Source organism: Peteryoungia ipomoeae, assembly GCF_004912165.1.
GTDB lineage: Bacteria > Pseudomonadota > Alphaproteobacteria > Rhizobiales > Rhizobiaceae > Allorhizobium > Allorhizobium ipomoeae.
On the sequence record NZ_STGV01000003.1, the window covers coordinates 187734 to 205809 of the forward strand.

Genomic DNA, 18076 nt, shown 5'->3' on the forward strand with positions numbered 1-18076 from the left:
AGCGGCATTTGACTACGCCCTTGATCAGGCCATCCCTCATGCAACGGCTGAGAACACGCCGGGCGGGCGGTACGCGACCGCTGCAGTGGGGATGCTCGAGCAGTGGCGGAAGATGTTCGACGCTTAGGCTTGAGGCATGGCCATGGTGAGAAATACTTGATCGCGTAACGGCTGCGTGCTGCCGTTCGAAGCATTCAAGAAAAAATTCACCCATGAATACTGGAGCGTGGTCAGAACCATTCCATTGTAGAGGTAGCGTCATTTTTCACCACCCGCGACTGGCGAGCCTGTAACGAACCGGATCTTTGAACGGTGCATGAAAGGCTTTTCAACCAAAGTGTGGACAAGATAGGCGGCCAAGAGAGCCGCCATCGTGGCTATAGCAAGTGCGAGATGCTCGTTGACGCCAGCATCCCTCAGCGCCGCCAGCAGAGTGTAGCCAGCAACACCGTGAACCACGTAAAGAGGATAGCTTATGTTCGCGAAAAAGTCTGTGACTGGACTTGCCCCTTAAAAACCGGACAGGATCAGGATTCTGTTTGACGGTTTAAGAACTCACGAGGCGAGCGATACCCCAATGCCTTGTGCGGGTGAAGGGTATTGTAGTGTTCGAACCATGAGGGCAGTTGCGCGATGACGGTTGCGGCGTCTGGTCGAGGGTTCACTGAGACGTAGTCGCGCTTGAATGTTTTGACGAAAGCCTCTGCCATCCCATTGGATTGGGGGCTGCGAATGGGCGTGGAGCAAGGCTCCATGCCGATATCGACAAGCAGTGACTGGTGTCCTTTGCGATGAAGCAGGAGCCGTTGTCAGTCAGCCATTCGATTGGCTTTGGAAGAGTGTTGATGAGACCGAAGCGATTCTCCACAGCCCTAATGACCAGGTCTTGGACGTCCTCACTCTTGATGCCCTCTGTTGTCGCGACATGGGCAATGGCTTCGCGATCACAGCAATCGAGCGCAACGCAACGCGGACCTTCTCCTTGTTGTCGCAGCCGATCTCGAAGCCGTCTGAACACCAGCGCAGATTGGATTGCTCGACGGCAACACGGCCATCGTGGCGATGGGTGTCGAGAGCACCGGTGTGGCGCTGAAGAAGCATGCCGTGAACCTTCATCACCCGGTAGACGCGTTTGGCATTTGGCCACGGTCGGCTTTCGCTTCGGGCTTTACGGCAAAGGATCGCGTGCACCCGGCGATATTCGTAGGTGGGCATATCGTCGATGATGGTCTTGATCTCATCCACCAGCTCCCGATCAGCAAGCGGCGGACGCCCTCTGGCTTTGGAGGGACGTCGCTTCACAGATTCCGCGATGTTGGATCGGGCGACACCCAAGGTCTCACACACCGTCGTCATCGGGAACCGTCCTTCGGCAACGAGAGCGAGCGCAACAGGTGTTTTTTTGACCCTGATGCGATCTCAAGCGCTTCCTTGAGGATTTCGCCTTCCATCGTCTTATTGCCGAGGAGGCGCTGCAGCTCTTTAACCTGGTTCTGAAGCGCTCTGTATTCGGATGCAGGAACGACCTCTTCCTGCGATGCCGTGGCCGTCAGCGCACCCTGCGGCGCAAGTTTGCGCCAGGCGAATAGCTGGTTCGGTTGAATGCCGTGCCGTCGCGCCACGATGCTGACCGTGACATCAGGCTCGTAGGTCTCCTGGACTATCGCCAGCTTCTCCGCTGTCGACCAGCGACGGCGACGCTCACGGCCGGACAGCACTTCAATCTTGGGGATGTGACTGGTCATAATGGGCACATTACTCCTAACACTTAGCAAGTGGGAGATCGTGTCCGGGGATTTAGGGGGCCACTACAAGGCGATCGGAAGGAAAATTGTAATGAGTTTGAGCAAAGCGACCTCGGATACTATCCATGATGTGGTGTCTATAGACTGTGCGCCATCAACCGTACAACCGGAAAAAATCGCAGCGTAGAAACCGGCTCCAGGCGTGATCCGCTTTGGCGCGTCATAGACACGCAACATGCTTTCTCGGAACTTCGGGAGCGAGCCTGAATGGCGATGGAGACAGGAACGGACAAAGCACTCGCAGAAAATAGGGGCTCTCGCCGACCCCCATCGGCGGCGGTCAGAAAGAATCATCGACCACTTTGGCGTCCGATGCTTACGAACAAAAGACTGCACCGCTAGCTTGCTGTAATACAGCGTGCTGCACCGGCTGCAGCGCGGTTGGTCATACATCCTAAAGGTAAACTATGAAAACGAACGACAACTCAACCACCAATTCGGCGCCATATAACTCTAATGCCGGCATTTTTATTCTGGGCTTCGGTGGGCACGCCCGTAGCGCTGCAGACGTTGCCGTCGCGGCAAAATGGAGCCGTATAATCTTCATTGACGCTAACGCGGATGATGGGGAACATTTTTCATCATTCCCCGCAATCCGCACTTTGCCAGACCCACTTGATCCCAACTGGCTGTTCTTTCCTGCAGCCGGCGACAACCGCCGAAGGCGATCACAGATGGAAAATGTTGCTGGACAATTGGCAACGCTTGTATCCCCCGAAGCACACCTGGGTGTTGAGAGCATTCTGGACTTGGGCACACTGGTCGCTCACGGCGCGCACGTGGGCCCTGGCGCCAAGATCGGACGCGGCGTCATCTTGAACACCCACTCCATTGTCGAGCATGAGGCACAGGTCGGGGACTTTGCCCACATCTCCGTCAACGCTGTCGTCGCGGGTCGATCGAAGATCGGCAGCAATGTCTTCCTTGGCGCGGGGGCAGTGGTGATCGATTCCGTCTCGGTGTGCAGCGATGTCGTGATCGGGGCGGGCGCGGTTGTCACGAGCAGTATTGACGAGCCGGGCATCTATGTGGGAGTGCCGGCGCGCCGCGTGAAATAGACATTGAGCTACAGGTCCCCTGATGAGAATTGGAATCGATGCCCGAAATCTGGTCCCAAAGCTTTCCGGGATCGGTCGTTATGTCGTTGAAACCAGTCGTCATCTGGCTGCGCTAGGGCACGAGGTTTTCGCCTACCTGCCATCGCCACCTCATTCCGAAGAGGCAATCCCTCCGGGCGTCCATTCAGACGTATCGCATCACAATGGTGCTCTGGCTCGAATTTGGTGGGGAAACACTTCTCTGCTCAAGCTTGCAAAGCATGATCACATCGACGTCCTTTGGGGGCCGGCGCACAGATTGCCTGTTTTGGGAACTTCGACCATACCAGCCGTGTTGACCATTCACGATCTTGTCTGGCGCCACGCCTCCGATACGATGCGGAGTTTGGGCTGGCTGGGAGAGCGTGTGTTCATGGAACGATCGATCCGCATGGCGGATCGAGTGGTCGCGGTCTCGTCTGCAACGGAGGCGGCGGTTGCGGCGGCCTATCCATGGGCAAGGCACAAGACCAGCGTAGTCTACCCGGGCTGCACACCACTGGCAAAAGTTTCTGACGAGGATGTTTTTAGGCGCGCCGACATCACCCGCCCTTTCGTGCTGTTTGTCGGTACCTTGGAACCACGCAAGAATCTAAACGGTCTCCTCAGAGCTTTCGCCATGCTCCCAGACCAACTGAGGTCTGAATTGCAGCTTGTCATAGCTGGCGGTCAGGGATGGGGGCTCAACGATCTGCAAACTGAAATTTCGAGACTGGAGATTGCAGAACTTGTACGCTTGACGGGATTTGTCTCCGACGCTGAGCTGGGTACTCTGTATCGACGGGCGAGATTTCTCGCGATGCCCTCTTACTATGAGGGTTTCGGTTTGCCGATCATCGAAGCAAACGCAGCGGGAATTCCTGTGCTGACTTCAGAGTCGTCCTCGATGCCAGAAGTCGGAGGGGACGCAGCTCTGCTCGTGGATCCCTCCAGCGTCAGGTCCATCACCCATGGGCTTGAGCGCCTTATAGCCGACACCAACCTATATCATCGGCTGCAACAGGCGGCGGCCGCAAATGCGGCGCGATTTGATTGGGCAAAAAGCGCGAGGGAACTCTCTGTTGTTTTTGAGCAAACCATGCAGCTTAGCAAAAAACAGGGCGCTACTCGATAAGGCATAGACTGAACCGCGCCATGACAGGCACGTTACCGCACCCGGTCGCTCAGGTACAGATCAGCATAGGCGGAGACCATGACGTCCGCACCCAGCGATCTTGTGTATCTGAGGCGTGCAGCAGCCCCGAACGATAGGGCCAACGCTTGATCTTCCACCAATTGGTTTATGACGATGGCGAGAGCGCTTCCGTCTTGAGGCTTCACCACAATCCCCGTCTCACCGTGCTGGTTGACAAAACTGGTCCCGGTCCCAATCTCGCAGCTGATCATCGGTTTGCCGAACATCGCTGCCTCGACGAGTGAAAGTCCGTAGGCTTCCGACCGCAGATGGGACGGAAAGACGAATGCCGTGCAGAGCTCCAGAAGGGCCGCCTTGTCGAGGTCGCTGACGGCGCCGAGGAAGTTCACATTGGTCAGGCCAGCGCTGGCGGCCTGCGCCTTCAGCTCCCCCTCCATCGGCCCCTCCCCCGCGATCAGGATGTCGGCATCGACACTTCTTGCCGCTTCGATCAGCGTGTGCAGGCCCTTGTAGTAGCGCAGCACGCCGACAAAGAGGAAGAAAGGCTTCGGAAAGCGCATGCGCCAGCGATCCTTGAGTTCCTGAGATGCGCGCGGATAGTCCGCTTCATCGAGGCCGATCGGGATGACCTCCGTCTTGTCGCGGTATCGCTGCAGCACCTCACTGCTCTCCAGGTAGTTCGGCGAAGTCGCGACGATCCGGGTCACGCTCGACAGGAAGCGATGCATCAACGGCTTGTAAAGCTGCAGCAAGAGCTTCTGTTTCACGATATCGGAATGATAGGTGACGACGGTCGGCTTTCCCGGATGATGGAGGAGGTGCATCAGATCCATGGAGGGCCAGGGAAAGTGGTAGTGAACAACGTCTGCCCTGGCGCTCAGATCCTTGAACTTCGAGAAAGCCTCGCGCGAAAAGCCGGTGGACGCGAATTCGAGATCGAGTTTCGCCTTGTAGGCCATGTGGCCGTCGAATTCGACGGTGTTGGCCTCGGGATCTCGGCTGAGCGACAGCACGTCGGACTGAATGCCATACGCCAGAGCGCCTTTGGCGATCGCGTGGATCGTCCGCTCAACACCGCCGAACGTATCCGGATGATAGGTCTTGAAGACATGAAGAACGCGCATTTCAAGACCCTCGTCGTCAGTCGGTCACGGCGCCAGCGGGATGCGGGCGGCGCCGTGACGGGAAGCGGTGGTTAGCCGCGTCCGAACTCGTCGGACACGCGGACTATATCGTCTTCACCGAGATACGAGCCGGTCTGCACCTCGATCATCTCCAGCATGATCTTGCCAGGATTATACAGCCGGTGCAGGTCACCCTGGGGGATGTAGACGGATTCGTTTTCCCGCACGAACATCACCTTGTCACCAACAGTGACTTCCGCCGTGCCCTTGACGCAGATCCAATGCTCCGAGCGGTGGAAATGTTTTTGCAGCGAGAGCTTCTTGCCCGGCAGAACGAACAGGCGCTTGACCTGGAAGCGATCACCATTCAACAGGGAGGTGTAGCCGCCCCACGGACGATAGGCGGTCGGGTGGGTCTCCGTCAGGCGCGAAGTTTCCTTCGAGAGCGCGAGTGCCTTGACGAGCGTGCCGACTTGCTGCGCCTCGTCCAGACGTCCGACATAAACGGCGTCTTCGCTCGCAACCACAGCCACGTCTTTAAGTCCCTGCACCGCGACATGCGACGCACGCGACAGGACCAGAGAATTTTCCGTATTCATGACCGTGGCATGGCCGATGACGACATTGCCATCGGCATCTTTGTCGCCGAGCTTCCATACGGCGTCCCAGCTACCCAGATCCGACCAGGCGAAGGCGGAGGTGACCACAGCTGCATTCTTCGTCTTTTCCATCACGGCGTAGTCGATGGAGATATCCGGGCTCGCTTGGAAGCTTTCCTCATCCAGACGAACAAAATCGAGATCAACGGCCGCTGCAGCAACCGCAGCCGCTGCTGCCTCGTGCACTTCTGGCGCGAAGGCTTCGAGTTCGCTCAAAAGCAGATCGACGCGCGACATGAAAATACCGGAGTTCCAGAAGAAGGCGCCGGCGGCAAGCATTTCTTCCGCGGCCGCAAGCTGCGGCTTCTCGACAAAGCGCTTAACCTTGTGAGCCCCACTCGGAAGCACATCACCCTGTTCGATATAGCCATAGCCGGTTGCCGGCTCCGTCGGCTTGACACCAAAGGTCACGATCTTGCCGGAGGTCGCCGTCTCGTGCGCAGTTGCGACAGCATCGCTCCAGTCGCGGCCAGCATCGATCTCGTGATCGGAGGCCAGGAGCAGGAGAATCGCTTCCTCTCCGAATGTCTGCTTAAGATGGATGGCTGCAGCCGCGATCGCAGCGGCGGTATTGCGCGCCACGGGCTCCAGGATAATGGCAGAGAGATCGACGCCGACTTCACGAGCTTGCTCAGCCACGGTGAAGCGGAAATCCTGGTTAGTGATGATGACGGGCGCCTCGTAGATGGCAGCGTCAGCGATTCGCTCCAGCGTTTCCTGGAACAGGGTCTTCTCATCCACAACCTGGATGAACTGTTTGGGCGCGCTAGAGCGTGACAACGGCCACAGGCGCGTGCCCTTGCCGCCCGCCATGATAACAGGGATGATTTTCTTCGTCACAATTCTCTCTCCATGGGTCGACGGCTCGTGGTTGTAGGGTGTCCGCATCGGATTGGCAAACCTGTTGAGGTCGGTTTACCCAGCTTCTAATGTGGAAAAATAGCAACCGCCAGAAGAGGAGAGCTATGTGAGGCTTCTCCACCTACGGCATTCACCGCCCCGATGAACTGATGCTGGAGAAAACGACACGTCGCTTACCGGGGTCCGAAGGATCGTTCCCATTATAGGCGGCTTGCAGGATAAAAAGGAGAATCGCCATCACGCGCGCTACTACGTGCTCTGATCCCCAAAACTGAACCGTTCATAACTGGAGTTTTCCGCGGGAACTTACCGGCTGGGAGAAGGAGCAGAAGCATTAAGGCATCGAAGTTCTCGGAGGCCCAGCAAGCGTTAGCTTGGAAGCAGGGCGATGACGGCGTGCCGGTGGCAGCGACTTGCCGGAAGGCGGGGATCAGCCAGGCGACTTATTTCAATTGGCGCAGGAAGGTACGCGGCTCTGCTGCCCGATGAGAGGGTCGATTGAAGACTCTGGAAGATGATTATTACGGACTAAGAAAAGTGTAGCCGATTTGACGCTGGACCGGGAGATGCTGCAGGACGTCATCGGCCGAAAGCTGTGGTTGACTGGCGCATTTCGATCCGACGGGCCTCCAAGGTCCCGAAGTTCGATACATCGACCTATCACTACAAATCCCGCCGCACCTGACAGGCCCCACTCGAACTACGCATCAAGGAAACTTGCGAGACACGTGTGCGGTATGGCCACCGCCGCGTCCATGTGAATTTGCGCCGAGATGGCTGGGAGATCAATATGAAGAAGACACGCAGGCTTCATACCGAGTTAGGGTTTCAACTGCGCAACAAGCATCTCAAGCACCGGGTAATTCAAAGTTCAGAAACGGTCGCCAGGAGGCTTTTGGACCGAACAATGTCCGGGCAATGCCTGCCCTGGCAGCCGGTTGCTGACAAACGCCGAGTGGAGGACTTTGTCCACTATCAGCTCACTGGCACCGATCCATGCAAAAGCTCTGGCAGTCTGAAGTCTTTTGACCTATTGCCCCAATGTTTTCCGCGAGATGCAAACGGGCTGTTACGCATGTTTTTGAAAAGAGTACTTGATATCGCCATTTCAATTCCGGCGATCGCGATTCTGGCGGTACCAATGATTGTTGTCGCCTTTGCGGTGCGTGCGACCTCGAAAGGGCCAGCTTTGTATTGGTCGAAGCGTGTCGGCCGCGACAATCACCTGTTTTCAATGCCGAAGTTTCGCACGATGCGGGTCAATGCACCTGTCGTGGCGACCCACCTTCTGAATGACCCGGCACAGCACCTGACGCCGATTGGCGGTTTCTTGAGGAAATCCAGTTTCGACGAGTTGCCGCAATTGTGGTGCATCCTGAAGGGCGACATGAGCCTTGTCGGGCCGCGCCCGGCCCTCTTCAACCAGGACGACCTGATTGCTGCGCGCACTGCAGCAAACGTTCATACCTTGCCGCCTGGCTTGACGGGTTGGGCTCAAGTCAACGGGCGGGACGAACTAGCGATCCCAGACAAGGTCGCGTTGGACGCCGAATACCTGCGGCGACACAGCCTATTGTTCGATCTTCGTATCCTGGCGATGACCGCGATGAAGGTCGTTGGTGGATCTGGCGTAAGACACTAAACATCTGAGCCGTCGGCATCGGCTGACCTCCGACAGTGTCGCAGGAATGCATCTTTCTCAACTCGACAGGCAAATGGAGCAGATTGAATGGGAATGAGCCTAATCACGGGAGCCTCCGGATTTATCGGCTCACACCTCATCGAGGAAATGCTGCGACGCGGCCTACCGGTTCGGGGCGTTACAAGGCAGGCAGTTCCAGGCCTCCTCACAGTGCCTTCCTATGGCGCCGAGGTTGACTGGAGCGCCTGTCTTGAGGGCATCGATACCGTTGTGCATCTTGCAGCGCGCGTGCATGTGATGCGCGAAACCGCGTCCGATCCCCTTGCCCTGTTCCGAGCGTCCAACGTCGTTGCAACGCTCAACCTGGCCAAGCAAGCGGCAGCCGCTGGTGTGCGCCGCTTCGTGTTCGTCAGTTCCATCAAGGTGAACGGGGAGCGGACTGAGCCAGGACGAGCTTTCACGGCCGATGATCCGCCCAACCCACAGGACCCATATGGTATCTCGAAAGCAGAGGCTGAAACGGCGCTGATGGAGTTGGGCCGCCAAACGGGTATGGAGATCACAATCATCCGCCCTCCCCTCGTCTACGGACCGGGTGTGCGCGGAAATTTCCGCAGCATGATGAAGTGGGCCGCGAGCGGAATGCCGTCGATCTTTGCAGCGGTCAAGAACAAGCGCTCATTCGTGCACGTCGAAAATTTGTGTGATCTTCTGCTCGTGGTCTTAGATCATCCGATGGCGGCGAACCGGGCGTTCTTGGTGAGTGACGGGGAGGATCTATCCACGCATGAACTCCTGCAGAAGCTGACCATCGATGCGGGGCGCAACCCACGCAGCGTCGGCTTCCCTCCGCGCCTTTTGCACGCGATTGGCGCCCTGTCGCAACGACAGAAAGCGGTCGCGCGGCTCACGGAAAACCTTCAAGTCGACATCTCCGAAACTTGCGAAGTGCTGCAGTGGCGCCCGAGCCCATCGGTGGGTCTACCGTTGAAATAGGAACTCTGAGATACAGCCGGATAAAAACCAGACCCAGCCCATGTCTTTTCGCAAGCTCAGGTCTGGCCTCCACTGTGGCGCCTCGATATTCAGCAACCGAATGGGCCGAAATTATGGACCGCTAAACTGTTCCGGTACCGGATATTTCAAACTCGCAAGTCATTGAAAAATAAAGACTTTGAGGAAATGGCTGGGGCGCCAGGATTCGAACCTGGGAATGTCGGTACCAAAAACCGATGCCTTACCGCTTGGCGACGCCCCAGCAGGGCCTCGAAGCGGTGTTTCGCTTCGCAAGCGGGGCCTGATTAGCAAAGGCAAAGGCGGTCGGCAATGCCTCTTGTGCGGGGAAGTCGAGATTTCCCATGGAACGATCGGGGCTGTCATCGGGTTTGTCCTGCATCCCACGACAAAACAGGAAGGACTTCCCCATGCCATCCATTCAATCTGCCCGCATTCTGATCCTTGCCACCCATGGCTATGAGCGCTCGGAACTGCGCGTTCCGCTCGACAAGCTCACCGAAAAAGGGGCGACCGTTTCGATTGCATCGTTGGAAAAGGCGCCGATCAAGAGCTGGGACGAGAAGAACTGGGGCGACACGGTTCCCGTTGACCTGACGGTCGAAGACGTCTCCATCGATGATTTCGACGCGCTGGTCCTGCCCGGCGGCCAGATCAATCCGGATCTTCTGCGCAAGGAGCAGAAGGCTGTCGATCTGGTGAAGACCTTTATCAACTCCGGCAAGCCTGTGGCCGCCATCTGCCATGGCCCCTGGCTCCTGGTTGAGGCCGGCGCCTTGAAGGGCCGCAAGGCGACCTCCTTTGCCTCGATCAAGACCGACCTCATCAATGCCGGTGCCGACTGGCGCGATGAGGCTGTGGTGACAGATCAGGGTATTGTCACCTCGCGCAATCCCGATGACCTCGACGCTTTCGTCGCCAAGATCATCGAGGAGGTCGAGGAAGGCCGCCATAAGCGGCGCGCCGCCTGATATCCAGGTATCTCGCATTCCCATGGACAAAGAAAAAACCCGGCGGGCAACCACCGGGTTTTTTCGTTATCGGCATCCTTGGGCTTCTGCCGCAAATCGAAACAGGGGCTCAGCCGACGCAGCAGGCAGCCTCCGAGTCAGATCCGTTCACCATGAGGACGGTGATTTGCAACGGGGCCATGGTCTCGTCTGAGGCCTCGCGGCCTTCAGCCATAAAGCGGCGAGCGGTAGCAAGCTTGCCCTCCCGACGCGCCGCGCCCTGACCGGTAGAGGTATCCGTGATGAGCGTCAAACGGATGACGCTCATCACGGTCGAATACATATGCACACCATCGATCCCGCCGCCCCGGCGGTTCACTGCATCAAAGGCGAAGCGCGTCGCGGCTTTTCGCTCGACCTTGCGATGGCTGACAGCATGACGAGAATGACGCTAGTTGTCGGCTGTCGTCACAGACTGCGCCTGCAAGCGGTGACAAATCAAATCCTCTATGGAATAGGCTTTATGACAAGGCCAAGGCGCAGGGCAAACGCATGAAGAAGCAGAAACAGACACGGAGGAAGGCAGCGCAGCGCTCCCCTGCCGGCACGCTGGCAAAACCTGCAGCTTCGGCAGGAGACCGTGCGTTGCAGACGCAGACCGCCTTTGCAGCGGCGGGCTCCGAGCGTGTGCCCGGAAGGGCGGAGGCGGCCGCTCTTCGCTTTCGCACCGGTGCGAAAACACTGGAATTTCGCCTCGCCTTTGCGGTTTTTCTCGCCGGCATCGCGGCGGTCGTCGCCTCTCTTGTCGTGCAGCATGAGTATGCCTTCTTCGAGCTGGGCTATCTGTTCACGCTATCGATCTACGATCTGGTACTTGCCCTGCTTGGCCTTTCGGTCTGCATTGGCATGGCGGAGATGCGTCGGGATATCGGTTTGATCCTTGCCGGCTTTCTTGGCGTGCTCGTGCCCATGCTGCTTGCCTTCGATGCCGTCTTCCAGATGATCCTCAAAAGCCCGCTGGGCGAGGTTCTCTACCTGATTGCGCCGGCGGCCGTTTTATCGTCCGGCGCAGTACTTTGGCTTCCCGCCTGGTGTCGCCGGTTTGCAGCGCCCGTTTCGGCGGCGGTGATTGCTTTGTCGCTCGCCCTTTTTATCGGGCTTGACGATTTCGGCATCGGGATCGGCGCGTTTGCCACATCCGCCGTCTTGAGTGCGCTGTGGTTTTTGCTGGTGCCCGGCCTCATGCTGCGCCCCTTTCGCGGGGTGTGGCTCATCATTCCGGCCAGGATCATCGGCTCCTGGCTGCTGGTCATCAGCATCATCGAGACGGCTGCCCTTTATGCCCCGCCGGGCGAAGCGCCACCGCCGCCAACGCCCAGCATTACGGATCAGGAGGGCACGTTGATGCCGCTCGATCCGGCCGTTCGCGAAGGGCTGGCGGATGCGCCTGATCTGTTTGGGGAAGCACCGCCCCCGGATGCCGCAAGCGACGATCCCCTCGCCCTCCCTGAAACCGGCGAGCTGCCTGCCGATCGCAGCCCTGCTGCGCGATCCGTCACACCGCCTGCGTTTCCTTGAATGCAAGCGCGGCCGAGCATATCGACGTCGTGACCAACAGCGGCTACAAACGCCGCGATCGCGTTTCAAATTCAGGTGATGCCGCATGATGATCCGATACGACCGCCCTGTTTCGCGCTCGGCCTTTCTGGCCCGGCGCCTCGGGCTTCTGTCGCTCGGCATGCTGGTCGTGGCGCTGCTTCTGCATCGCTTCGGGCCGCTCAAGACGCCGGAATTCGTGCTTCTGGTCTGCATTTGCGCGGTGCCGGCGCTGATGGCCGTGCCGCTGGCCGCCGTGGCCCTGCTGCGCCTGTGGACCATCGGCGCGCTTGGCGGCGTGGCGGCTGTCTGGGCCCTGATCTATGCAACCGTGCCGCTGGCGCTGCCCGGCTATGCGATCTACCTTTACCAGAAGATGCCGCAACTGACCGAAGTCTCGACGGACCTTGCCGATCCGCCGAAATGGGTTTCCGATCCGACCAGCGACCAGCGCTTTCTGCCGCGGCTCACCCCGAGCGCCAGCTCGGCAGAACTGCAGCTCAAAGCCTATCCGGGCTTGAACGGGCGGCGTTATGAGGGTGCCATCGACCGCGTCTATGAGGCCGTGCAGAAGGTGGCTGACGAAAACCGGCTGACGGTGACGGCAACGCGCGGCGAAGCCTATGTGCTGCCGGACCTTACGCTACGCCCGGCCGAAGAGCCTGCCGCCGGTCAGGGGCCCGGCGGGACAGAGGATGCATTGCCGGAAACGGGACCGCTGCCGAGTGCCCGCCCCCTCCCCGGAGAACTTGCAGCCGAGCGCGGACGCGCCATGGCTGACGGCGAACCGGAAGGCACCGCGCGGCTGCAGATGACAACGCGCACGCTGGTGCTCGGCCTGCCCTTCGATGCCGTGGTGCGGCTGCGTGAAGAGGCGGAAATGACGCTTGTCGATATCCGAGTTGCTGCCCGCTACGGATCGCATGATCTCGGCTTTTCCGATGAAATCGCGGAAGGCTTTCTGCACGCGCTGGATGCGGCGCTGCTCGGCATTGCCGGCAACTGAGCGCGTTTTTCAGGCTGGCCGATAGGGGCCGGTCAGGCGTGGCGGCCCATCTGACATGACCAGGCCCTTTTCCACGAGATCCTCGATATGCGCGAGCACCGAAAGGGCGGCTGCGCCATGCAGACGCGGATCGGTGGAGGCATAGATAACCCTGACCATATCGGGGATCCGATCGACCCCCTTGCGGATCTGCTCCAGAACGGCGCGCTCACGCATCAGGCGATGGGTCCGCAGCGCCCGGACAAAGGCCTGCGGCTGGCTGACCGGCCCGCCATGACCCGGCAGATAAAGGCGGTCGTCGCGGGTGAGCAGACGCTCCAGCGAAGCCATGTAGTCTCCCATGGCGCCATCCGGCGGCGCGACGATGGAGGTGGCCCAGGCCATCACGTGATCGGCGGAAAAGAGGATGCCGGTGCCATCAAGGGCAAAGGCTGCATGGTTTGCCGTATGGCCGGGGGTATGGACCGCGGTCAGCCGCCAGCCCTCGCCTGCAACCGTCTCACCATCGGCAAGAGCGATATCGGGGGTGAAGGCCATGTCGGCGCTTTCGGCAAAAGGGTTCGACTCGCCTTCAAAGAGCGGTCTCGCGGGGCGATGCGGACCTTCGGCAACGATGATCGCGCCGGTCTTTTCCTTCAGATGCCGGGCAAGGGGCGAATGGTCGCGATGGGTGTGGCTGACGGCGATATGGGTCACCTCCCGCCCCTCGAGGGCTGCCAACAGCGCGGCAAAATGCGCCTCGTCCTCAGGGCCTGGATCGATGACGCAGACGGACCTGTCTCCGACGATGTATGTGTTGGTGCCGTGAAAGGTGAAGGGACCGGAATTTGGCGCAGTGAGCCGCTGCACCCGGTCGGCCACCGGCACCGCGATGCCATGTTGCGGATCAAAGGCGGTGACGAAAAGCGGGGTGGCCTGGTCTTCGCCGCTCATTTGTATTCGATCTCGATGAAGCTCATCGGTTCTGCGCCGCCATTGACGACATTATGCGCCACGCCGGCATCGCGGCGATAGGCTTCGCCGGCCTCCGACGTTACCCGGCGCTCGCCATCCGCATCCTCGATGAGAAAATGGCAATCGGTGAGCGGCACGACGACATAACCCAGGCCATGGACATGATGCCCGGTCGCAGCACCCGGCTCGAAATCCCAGCGCGTGATGCGGGTCACGGCATCCTCGAGGATGACGGTCGGGATGGCGGGCGGACGGGCGGAATAGCCAGGCATCAGGGATCTCCGGGAGTTGACACGGAATACGGCACACAGATGGGTTGCTTGCCACCATGCCGCTGACCGTAACTTTGGTGCCGCCGCACGACAACAGCGGAAATTCCAAGATCAGGAGGCAAGCGCCGGCTCTTGGCCGGCGAGAAAACGCGAGGGCGGCACGCCGACGAAGCGCGTGAAGGCCGTGGAAAAGGCGCTGGCCGATCCATAGCCGATGCGCTCGGCAATCTCCTGCATGCCGAGCATCTGGTTGCGAAGGTGATCCTTGGCGAGCGCCATGCGCCAGGCAAGAAGATATTCCATCGGCGGCAGGCCGACGGCGGCGCGGAAGCGCTTGAAGAAGGCGGAGCGGGATAGAGCCGCTTCCTGCGCGAGGCTTTCGATCGTCCAGTCGCGGGCGGGATCGGCGTGCAGGCGGCGCAGGCTCGCCGCCAGGCGGTCGTCGGCAAGGCCCCGCAGAATGCCGGTCGGGGCATTTTCGCTGGGCACGACCCTCAGCGCTTCGAGCAGAATGACATCGAGCAGACGGGCGAGAACCATGTCGCGTGCCGGACGCGCCGTCCGAATCTCATCGGTCAGAAGGCTGACAAGGGTCGAAAGCCGCTCTGCACCGCGCACATGCAACAGACTCGGCAGCAGTGAGACCAGCAGGCGGGCATCAGGCGAGCCGAAATAGAAATGCCCTGCGAGCAGACGGGCATTGGCTGGCGCCTTAAGATCGCCATGGCAGACCTCGCCCGGCAGGACGGGGCAGTCTGCGGCGAGGCCACCCTTCTCCGGCAGACCGTCCACCTGGAAATCGAACAGCGCTGGCACCAGCACGAAATCTCCCGCCTCGATCTCGATCGGCGGCAGACTGCCGACGCTCAGGCGGGCGGAGCCATCCAGCACGACGCAGTAAAAGGGCTCGCCAGTGAGTTCGCGCGAGACCTGCCACGCGCCAAAGCCGCGGGCGATCTTGCCGTGCCCGGCGCGCGGACGCAGGAGCGAGACGATTTCGGCCAAGGGATCGGTCAAACGACACTCCTGATAAAGAATTCAACACTCCGCATGATAGATGATTTCACCCGCTCCGGATAGCCTGTGATCAGTTCAACGGATAAGGAGATCCAGACAATGAACAGCATCCTGATTACCGGCGCCTCGGCCGGCTTTGGCCTTGCAACGGCAAACCTTTTCCTCGACCGTGGCTGGCGGGTGATCGCCGGCATGCGGACCCCACGAAGCGACGTGCTTCCGGCCTCTGACAGACTTGAGGTGGTGGCACTCGACGTCACCGATCCCCTGGCCATCGAGGCGGCGGTAAAGCAGGCGGGATCGATCGACGTGCTCGTCAACAATGCCGGCATCGGCTGGATGAATGCGGTGGAAGGGACGAGCAGCGAGACGGCGCGCGCGCTGTTCGAGACCAACACCTATGGTCCCATGGCCCTTATGCAGGCCGTGCTGCCGCAGATGCGCGAGCGACGCTCCGGCGTGATCATCAACGTTTCCTCGAGCGTGACGTTGAAGCCGCTGCCACTGCTTTCGGCCTATACTGCGAGCAAGGCGGCGCTCAATGCGCTGACGGAGGTTTCCGCGCTGGAGCTTGCACCCTTCGACATCAGGGTTCGCATCGTCCTGCCCGGTCGCGCACCGACAACCTCTTTCGGGGATACGGCGCGGGCGCGCATGCAGGAGCAAGGCGGCTTTCCGGAACCCTATCTGCCAGTGGTGAAAGCCGTGATGGACGCCTGGGCGAACGAAAGCGAGGCCGAGGTGACGCAGGCGATCGATGTTGCAGAAGCCGTATGGCAGGCGGCCACCGATCCGGCTTCGCCCTTGCGCATCCCGGCCGGCGCGGATGCGGTGGCGCTGGCGCTGGCGGGATGAGCGATGGCCCGACGGGAGGGGCGAAGGGTCGCCCTTCCCGCCCTCAGTGGAGATGGCGCAGCTTGTCGGGATTGCGCATCACATAGATTGCCGCGATGGCACCATTCTCTATCGCAAGCGCGGTGGTCTGCAATTCGCCGTCCAGTTCGCGGGTGATGAAGCCCGGCAGGCCGTTGACGAGGCCGACGCGCAGAAGTTCGGAGCCTTGCGGCCAGATCTTCTCCGAGAGATAGGCATGCACCTTCATCACCGCCTCATGGCCAAGGATCGGGGCGATGGCCGCCGGGCGCTTTCCGCCGCCATCGGAATGCAGCCCGACATCAGCGGCGAGCATGGCGGAGAGTGCACCCATGTCACCGCTGCGCGAGGCGTGGAAAAAGGCTTCCGCCATCGCCAGGCCCTGCTTGCGGTCCACCGTATAGCGGACGCGTTCCTCACGCACATTGCGGCGTGCCCGCGCGGCCAGCTGCCGGCAGGCGGCAACGTCACGCTCAAGTGTCTCGGCGATCTCTTCGTAAGGCAGACCAAAGACATCGTGCAACAGAAGTGCCGCCCGTTCGAGTGGGGAGAGCCGCTCCAGCGCCAACATCAGCGGCAGGGTGACATCCTCGACCTCCCCCTCCTCCTCGACCACCGGCTCCGGCAGCCAGGGTCCGATATAGGTCTCGCGCTTTACGCGGGCGGATTTCAGCTGATCGAGGCAAAGCCGTGTGACCACACGGGGCAGGAAGGCTTCCGGCTCGCGGATCTCGCGGCGGTCGGCCCTCATCCAGCGGATGAAGGCCTCCTGCAGCATGTCTTCGGCATCCGTGACCGAGCCCAGCATGCGATAGGCGAGCCGCATCAGCTTCTGCCTCAGGGGATCGAAACTCGCTGCCGCATCTGTGTGCTCGGAGGTGTGCATCAGGCAGCCACCCCTTCTGCCCGGTTCGCAGGGGTCTCGACCCAGAGGCCGAAACCGACGGCAAGCCTGTTCCAGCCGTTGATGACATTGATCATCAGGGTCAGCTTCACCTGCTCCTCCTCGGTAAATGCCGCCTCAAGCGCCTGCCGGGCGGCGAGATGCCCATGCCCTTCGGATAGCCTGGTCAGCGCTTCCGTCCAGCCGAGTGCGGCGCGCTCGCGGTCCGTATAGCATGGCGCCTCACGCCAGGCGGCCAGGAGATGGATGCGTTGCTCCGTCTCGCCCTTGGCGCGGGCTTCCGCGGTGTGCATGTTCAGGCAATTGGCGCAGGCATTGATTTGGGAAGAGCGGATTTTGACGAGTTCGATCAGGCTCGGCTCGAGGCTTGCGGCCACATCGACAGACACCGCCATCCACTTCTTCATCAGGGCGGGTGCTGCGGCAAAGGGATCAAGTCTTGCAGTCATGATGTCAGTTCCTTCTGTTGGGTATGACATCATGACGAGCGGGGAATGGTCAATGTGACATGGGACGGGAATTTTTCAGGGTTGGTCGGCGAAATCTTCGCAATCGCTCAGCTCAGCACATCCGCCGTCAGCGAAATTCCCAACGCCTTCATCACAGCCAGCGTCGTTTTCAATGTCGGATTGCCCTCGCTGGATAGCGTCCGGTACAGCTGCTCTCTCGACAGCCCTGCTTCTCGGGCAATGCCGGCCATGCCTTTTGCGCGAGCGACGACGCCGAGTGCATGGGCGATATAGGCGGCATCGTCGGTCTTGAGCGCCTCGTTGACGAAGACCGAAATCGCTTCGAGAGTATCAAGGTCTTCCGCCGGATCGTAGTCGGTCAGGATTTCAGTCATCGGTGTCTCTCCAGATCCGTGCCAGGCGTTTTGCGGTCTCGATATCGCGGGCCTGGCTGCCCTTGTCTCCGCCGCAGAGGAGAAGAATGATCGTGTCGCCGCGTTTCGTAAAATAGATCCGGTAGCCGGGGCCGTGATGCAGGCGAAGCTCCTGCACGCCCTCACCGACCGATGCTGCATCACCGACATGGCCGAAACCGAGGCGGTCAAGACGCGCAGCAATCAAGCCAACGGCGCGCCGGTCCTTCAGACCGAGGCGCCACTTTCGAAAAGTCTCGGTTTGCTTCAACTCGAACATATTGTCGTCCGAAAACTACAAAAAT

Annotated in this window: 18 protein-coding genes, 1 tRNA gene and 2 pseudogenes; 9 read left to right on the top strand and 12 right to left on the bottom strand. The window is 60.0% G+C overall.

Annotated elements, in window-relative coordinates:
- Positions 1-527: 527 nt before the first annotated feature.
- A pseudogene (locus FAA97_RS10660) lies at positions 528-1745 on the bottom strand (IS3 family transposase).
- Between the two features lie 467 nt (positions 1746-2212).
- Between FAA97_RS10660 and FAA97_RS10665 the strand changes: the two are divergent.
- Both FAA97_RS10665 and FAA97_RS10670 read left to right on the top strand, forming a co-directional pair.
- Complete coding sequence (locus FAA97_RS10665) at positions 2213-2863, top strand: NeuD/PglB/VioB family sugar acetyltransferase (protein WP_136598513.1); 651 nt, start codon at positions 2213-2215, stop codon at positions 2861-2863.
- Between the two features lie 22 nt (positions 2864-2885).
- The gene (locus FAA97_RS10670; protein ID WP_136598514.1) at positions 2886-4016 is read left to right on the top strand and encodes a glycosyltransferase family 4 protein; all 1131 of its coding nucleotides are present in this window, start codon (positions 2886-2888) and stop codon (positions 4014-4016) included.
- 32 nt (positions 4017-4048) lie between these two features.
- On the opposite strand, the gene FAA97_RS10675 is transcribed toward FAA97_RS10670, so the two are convergent.
- Both FAA97_RS10675 and FAA97_RS10680 read right to left on the bottom strand, forming a co-directional pair.
- A complete protein-coding gene (locus tag FAA97_RS10675; RefSeq protein WP_136598515.1) occupies positions 4049-5161 on the bottom strand; it encodes a glycosyltransferase family 4 protein in 1113 nt (370 codons plus the stop codon).
- 71 nt (positions 5162-5232) lie between these two features.
- On the bottom strand, positions 5233-6660 hold the full coding sequence (locus FAA97_RS10680) for a mannose-1-phosphate guanylyltransferase/mannose-6-phosphate isomerase (RefSeq protein ID WP_136598516.1): 1428 nt from the start codon (positions 6658-6660) through the stop codon (positions 5233-5235).
- Between the two features lie 354 nt (positions 6661-7014).
- Here FAA97_RS10680 and FAA97_RS21285 point away from each other — a divergent pair.
- The 3 genes and pseudogenes from FAA97_RS21285 to FAA97_RS10695 form a co-directional block, all read left to right on the top strand.
- Positions 7015-7602, top strand: a pseudogene (locus FAA97_RS21285) (transposase); the annotation flags it as partial.
- Between the two features lie 154 nt (positions 7603-7756).
- A complete protein-coding gene (locus FAA97_RS21290) occupies positions 7757-8323 on the top strand; it encodes a sugar transferase (protein ID WP_246041412.1) in 567 nt (188 codons plus the stop codon).
- A gap of 93 nt (positions 8324-8416) precedes the next feature.
- On the top strand, positions 8417-9319 hold the full coding sequence (locus tag FAA97_RS10695; protein WP_206110011.1) for an NAD-dependent epimerase/dehydratase family protein: 903 nt from the start codon (positions 8417-8419) through the stop codon (positions 9317-9319).
- A 187-nt stretch (positions 9320-9506) separates the two neighbouring features.
- On the opposite strand, the gene FAA97_RS10700 is transcribed toward FAA97_RS10695, so the two are convergent.
- Positions 9507-9581: transfer RNA gene (locus FAA97_RS10700), tRNA-Gln, on the bottom strand.
- A 166-nt stretch (positions 9582-9747) separates the two neighbouring features.
- Here FAA97_RS10700 and FAA97_RS10705 point away from each other — a divergent pair.
- Positions 9748-10308: a type 1 glutamine amidotransferase domain-containing protein gene (locus FAA97_RS10705; RefSeq protein ID WP_136598519.1), complete on the top strand. Its 561-nt coding sequence runs from the start codon at positions 9748-9750 to the stop codon at positions 10306-10308.
- A gap of 109 nt (positions 10309-10417) precedes the next feature.
- Here the strand turns inward: FAA97_RS10705 and FAA97_RS10710 are convergent, their stop codons facing one another.
- Entirely contained in the window at positions 10418-10636 is a 219-nt protein-coding gene (locus tag FAA97_RS10710) for a hypothetical protein (protein WP_136598520.1), read from the bottom strand.
- A gap of 203 nt (positions 10637-10839) precedes the next feature.
- On the opposite strand from FAA97_RS10710, the gene FAA97_RS10715 reads away from it, so the two are divergent.
- Both FAA97_RS10715 and FAA97_RS10720 read left to right on the top strand, forming a co-directional pair.
- The gene (locus FAA97_RS10715) at positions 10840-11865 is read left to right on the top strand and encodes a hypothetical protein (RefSeq protein WP_136598521.1); all 1026 of its coding nucleotides are present in this window, start codon (positions 10840-10842) and stop codon (positions 11863-11865) included.
- Between the two features lie 85 nt (positions 11866-11950).
- A complete protein-coding gene (locus FAA97_RS10720) occupies positions 11951-12889 on the top strand; it encodes a DUF1499 domain-containing protein (protein WP_136598522.1) in 939 nt (312 codons plus the stop codon).
- A 9-nt stretch (positions 12890-12898) separates the two neighbouring features.
- Here the strand turns inward: FAA97_RS10720 and FAA97_RS10725 are convergent, their stop codons facing one another.
- The 3 genes from FAA97_RS10725 to FAA97_RS10735 form a co-directional block, all read right to left on the bottom strand.
- Positions 12899-13822, bottom strand: coding sequence for an MBL fold metallo-hydrolase (locus FAA97_RS10725; protein ID WP_136598523.1), 924 nt, complete (start codon positions 13820-13822; stop codon positions 12899-12901).
- Positions 13819-14115, bottom strand: a complete 297-nt coding sequence (locus FAA97_RS10730) for a cupin domain-containing protein (protein WP_136598524.1) — start codon at positions 14113-14115, stop codon at positions 13819-13821. Before FAA97_RS10730 ends, FAA97_RS10725 begins: the two co-directional genes overlap by 4 nt.
- A gap of 111 nt (positions 14116-14226) precedes the next feature.
- Positions 14227-15132 carry an AraC family transcriptional regulator gene (locus FAA97_RS10735; RefSeq protein WP_136598525.1) on the bottom strand — a complete coding sequence of 302 codons (906 nt, stop codon included), beginning with the start codon at positions 15130-15132 and terminating at the stop codon, positions 14227-14229.
- 99 nt (positions 15133-15231) lie between these two features.
- Here FAA97_RS10735 and FAA97_RS10740 point away from each other — a divergent pair, with 99 nt between their 5' ends.
- The gene (locus FAA97_RS10740) at positions 15232-15987 is read left to right on the top strand and encodes an SDR family oxidoreductase (RefSeq protein ID WP_136598526.1); all 756 of its coding nucleotides are present in this window, start codon (positions 15232-15234) and stop codon (positions 15985-15987) included.
- Between the two features lie 43 nt (positions 15988-16030).
- Here the strand turns inward: FAA97_RS10740 and FAA97_RS10745 are convergent, their stop codons facing one another.
- The 4 genes from FAA97_RS10745 to FAA97_RS10760 all read right to left on the bottom strand — a co-directional run bounded on the left by FAA97_RS10745 (position 16031) and on the right by FAA97_RS10760 (position 18051).
- The gene (locus FAA97_RS10745) at positions 16031-16891 is read right to left on the bottom strand and encodes a sigma-70 family RNA polymerase sigma factor (protein ID WP_136598527.1); all 861 of its coding nucleotides are present in this window, start codon (positions 16889-16891) and stop codon (positions 16031-16033) included.
- Positions 16891-17358 (bottom strand): carboxymuconolactone decarboxylase family protein, encoded by a 468-nt coding sequence (locus FAA97_RS10750; RefSeq protein ID WP_136598528.1) that lies wholly within the window; start codon positions 17356-17358, stop codon positions 16891-16893. The genes FAA97_RS10745 and FAA97_RS10750 overlap by 1 nt, the downstream gene beginning before the upstream one ends.
- A 107-nt stretch (positions 17359-17465) precedes the next feature.
- Positions 17466-17753, bottom strand: coding sequence for an addiction module antidote protein (locus FAA97_RS10755; RefSeq protein WP_136598529.1), 288 nt, complete (start codon positions 17751-17753; stop codon positions 17466-17468).
- A complete protein-coding gene (locus FAA97_RS10760; protein ID WP_136598530.1) occupies positions 17746-18051 on the bottom strand; it encodes a type II toxin-antitoxin system RelE/ParE family toxin in 306 nt (101 codons plus the stop codon). The genes FAA97_RS10755 and FAA97_RS10760 overlap by 8 nt, the downstream gene beginning before the upstream one ends.
- Positions 18052-18076 lie beyond the last annotated feature (25 nt).

Bases quoted from the DNA above. Each gene is read 5' to 3' on its own strand.
- FAA97_RS10665 (WP_136598513.1), top strand. From the start codon at position 2,213: ATGAAAACGAACGACAACTCAACCACCAATTCGGCGCCATATAACTCT.
- FAA97_RS10670 (WP_136598514.1), top strand. From the start codon at position 2,886: ATGAGAATTGGAATCGATGCCCGAAATCTGGTCCCAAAGCTTTCCGGG.
- FAA97_RS10675 (WP_136598515.1), bottom strand. From the start codon at position 5,161: ATGCGCGTTCTTCATGTCTTCAAGACCTATCATCCGGATACGTTCGGC.
- FAA97_RS21290 (WP_246041412.1), top strand. From the start codon at position 7,757: ATGTTTTTGAAAAGAGTACTTGATATCGCCATTTCAATTCCGGCGATC.
- FAA97_RS10695 (WP_206110011.1), top strand. From the start codon at position 8,417: ATGAGCCTAATCACGGGAGCCTCCGGATTTATCGGCTCACACCTCATC.
- FAA97_RS10705 (WP_136598519.1), top strand. From the start codon at position 9,748: ATGCCATCCATTCAATCTGCCCGCATTCTGATCCTTGCCACCCATGGC.
- FAA97_RS10715 (WP_136598521.1), top strand. From the start codon at position 10,840: ATGAAGAAGCAGAAACAGACACGGAGGAAGGCAGCGCAGCGCTCCCCT.
- FAA97_RS10720 (WP_136598522.1), top strand. From the start codon at position 11,951: ATGATGATCCGATACGACCGCCCTGTTTCGCGCTCGGCCTTTCTGGCC.
- FAA97_RS10725 (WP_136598523.1), bottom strand. From the start codon at position 13,822: ATGAGCGGCGAAGACCAGGCCACCCCGCTTTTCGTCACCGCCTTTGAT.
- FAA97_RS10730 (WP_136598524.1), bottom strand. From the start codon at position 14,115: ATGCCTGGCTATTCCGCCCGTCCGCCCGCCATCCCGACCGTCATCCTC.
- FAA97_RS10740 (WP_136598526.1), top strand. From the start codon at position 15,232: ATGAACAGCATCCTGATTACCGGCGCCTCGGCCGGCTTTGGCCTTGCA.
- FAA97_RS10745 (WP_136598527.1), bottom strand. From the start codon at position 16,891: ATGCACACCTCCGAGCACACAGATGCGGCAGCGAGTTTCGATCCCCTG.
- FAA97_RS10750 (WP_136598528.1), bottom strand. From the start codon at position 17,358: ATGACTGCAAGACTTGATCCCTTTGCCGCAGCACCCGCCCTGATGAAG.
- FAA97_RS10755 (WP_136598529.1), bottom strand. From the start codon at position 17,753: ATGACTGAAATCCTGACCGACTACGATCCGGCGGAAGACCTTGATACT.
- FAA97_RS10760 (WP_136598530.1), bottom strand. From the start codon at position 18,051: ATGTTCGAGTTGAAGCAAACCGAGACTTTTCGAAAGTGGCGCCTCGGT.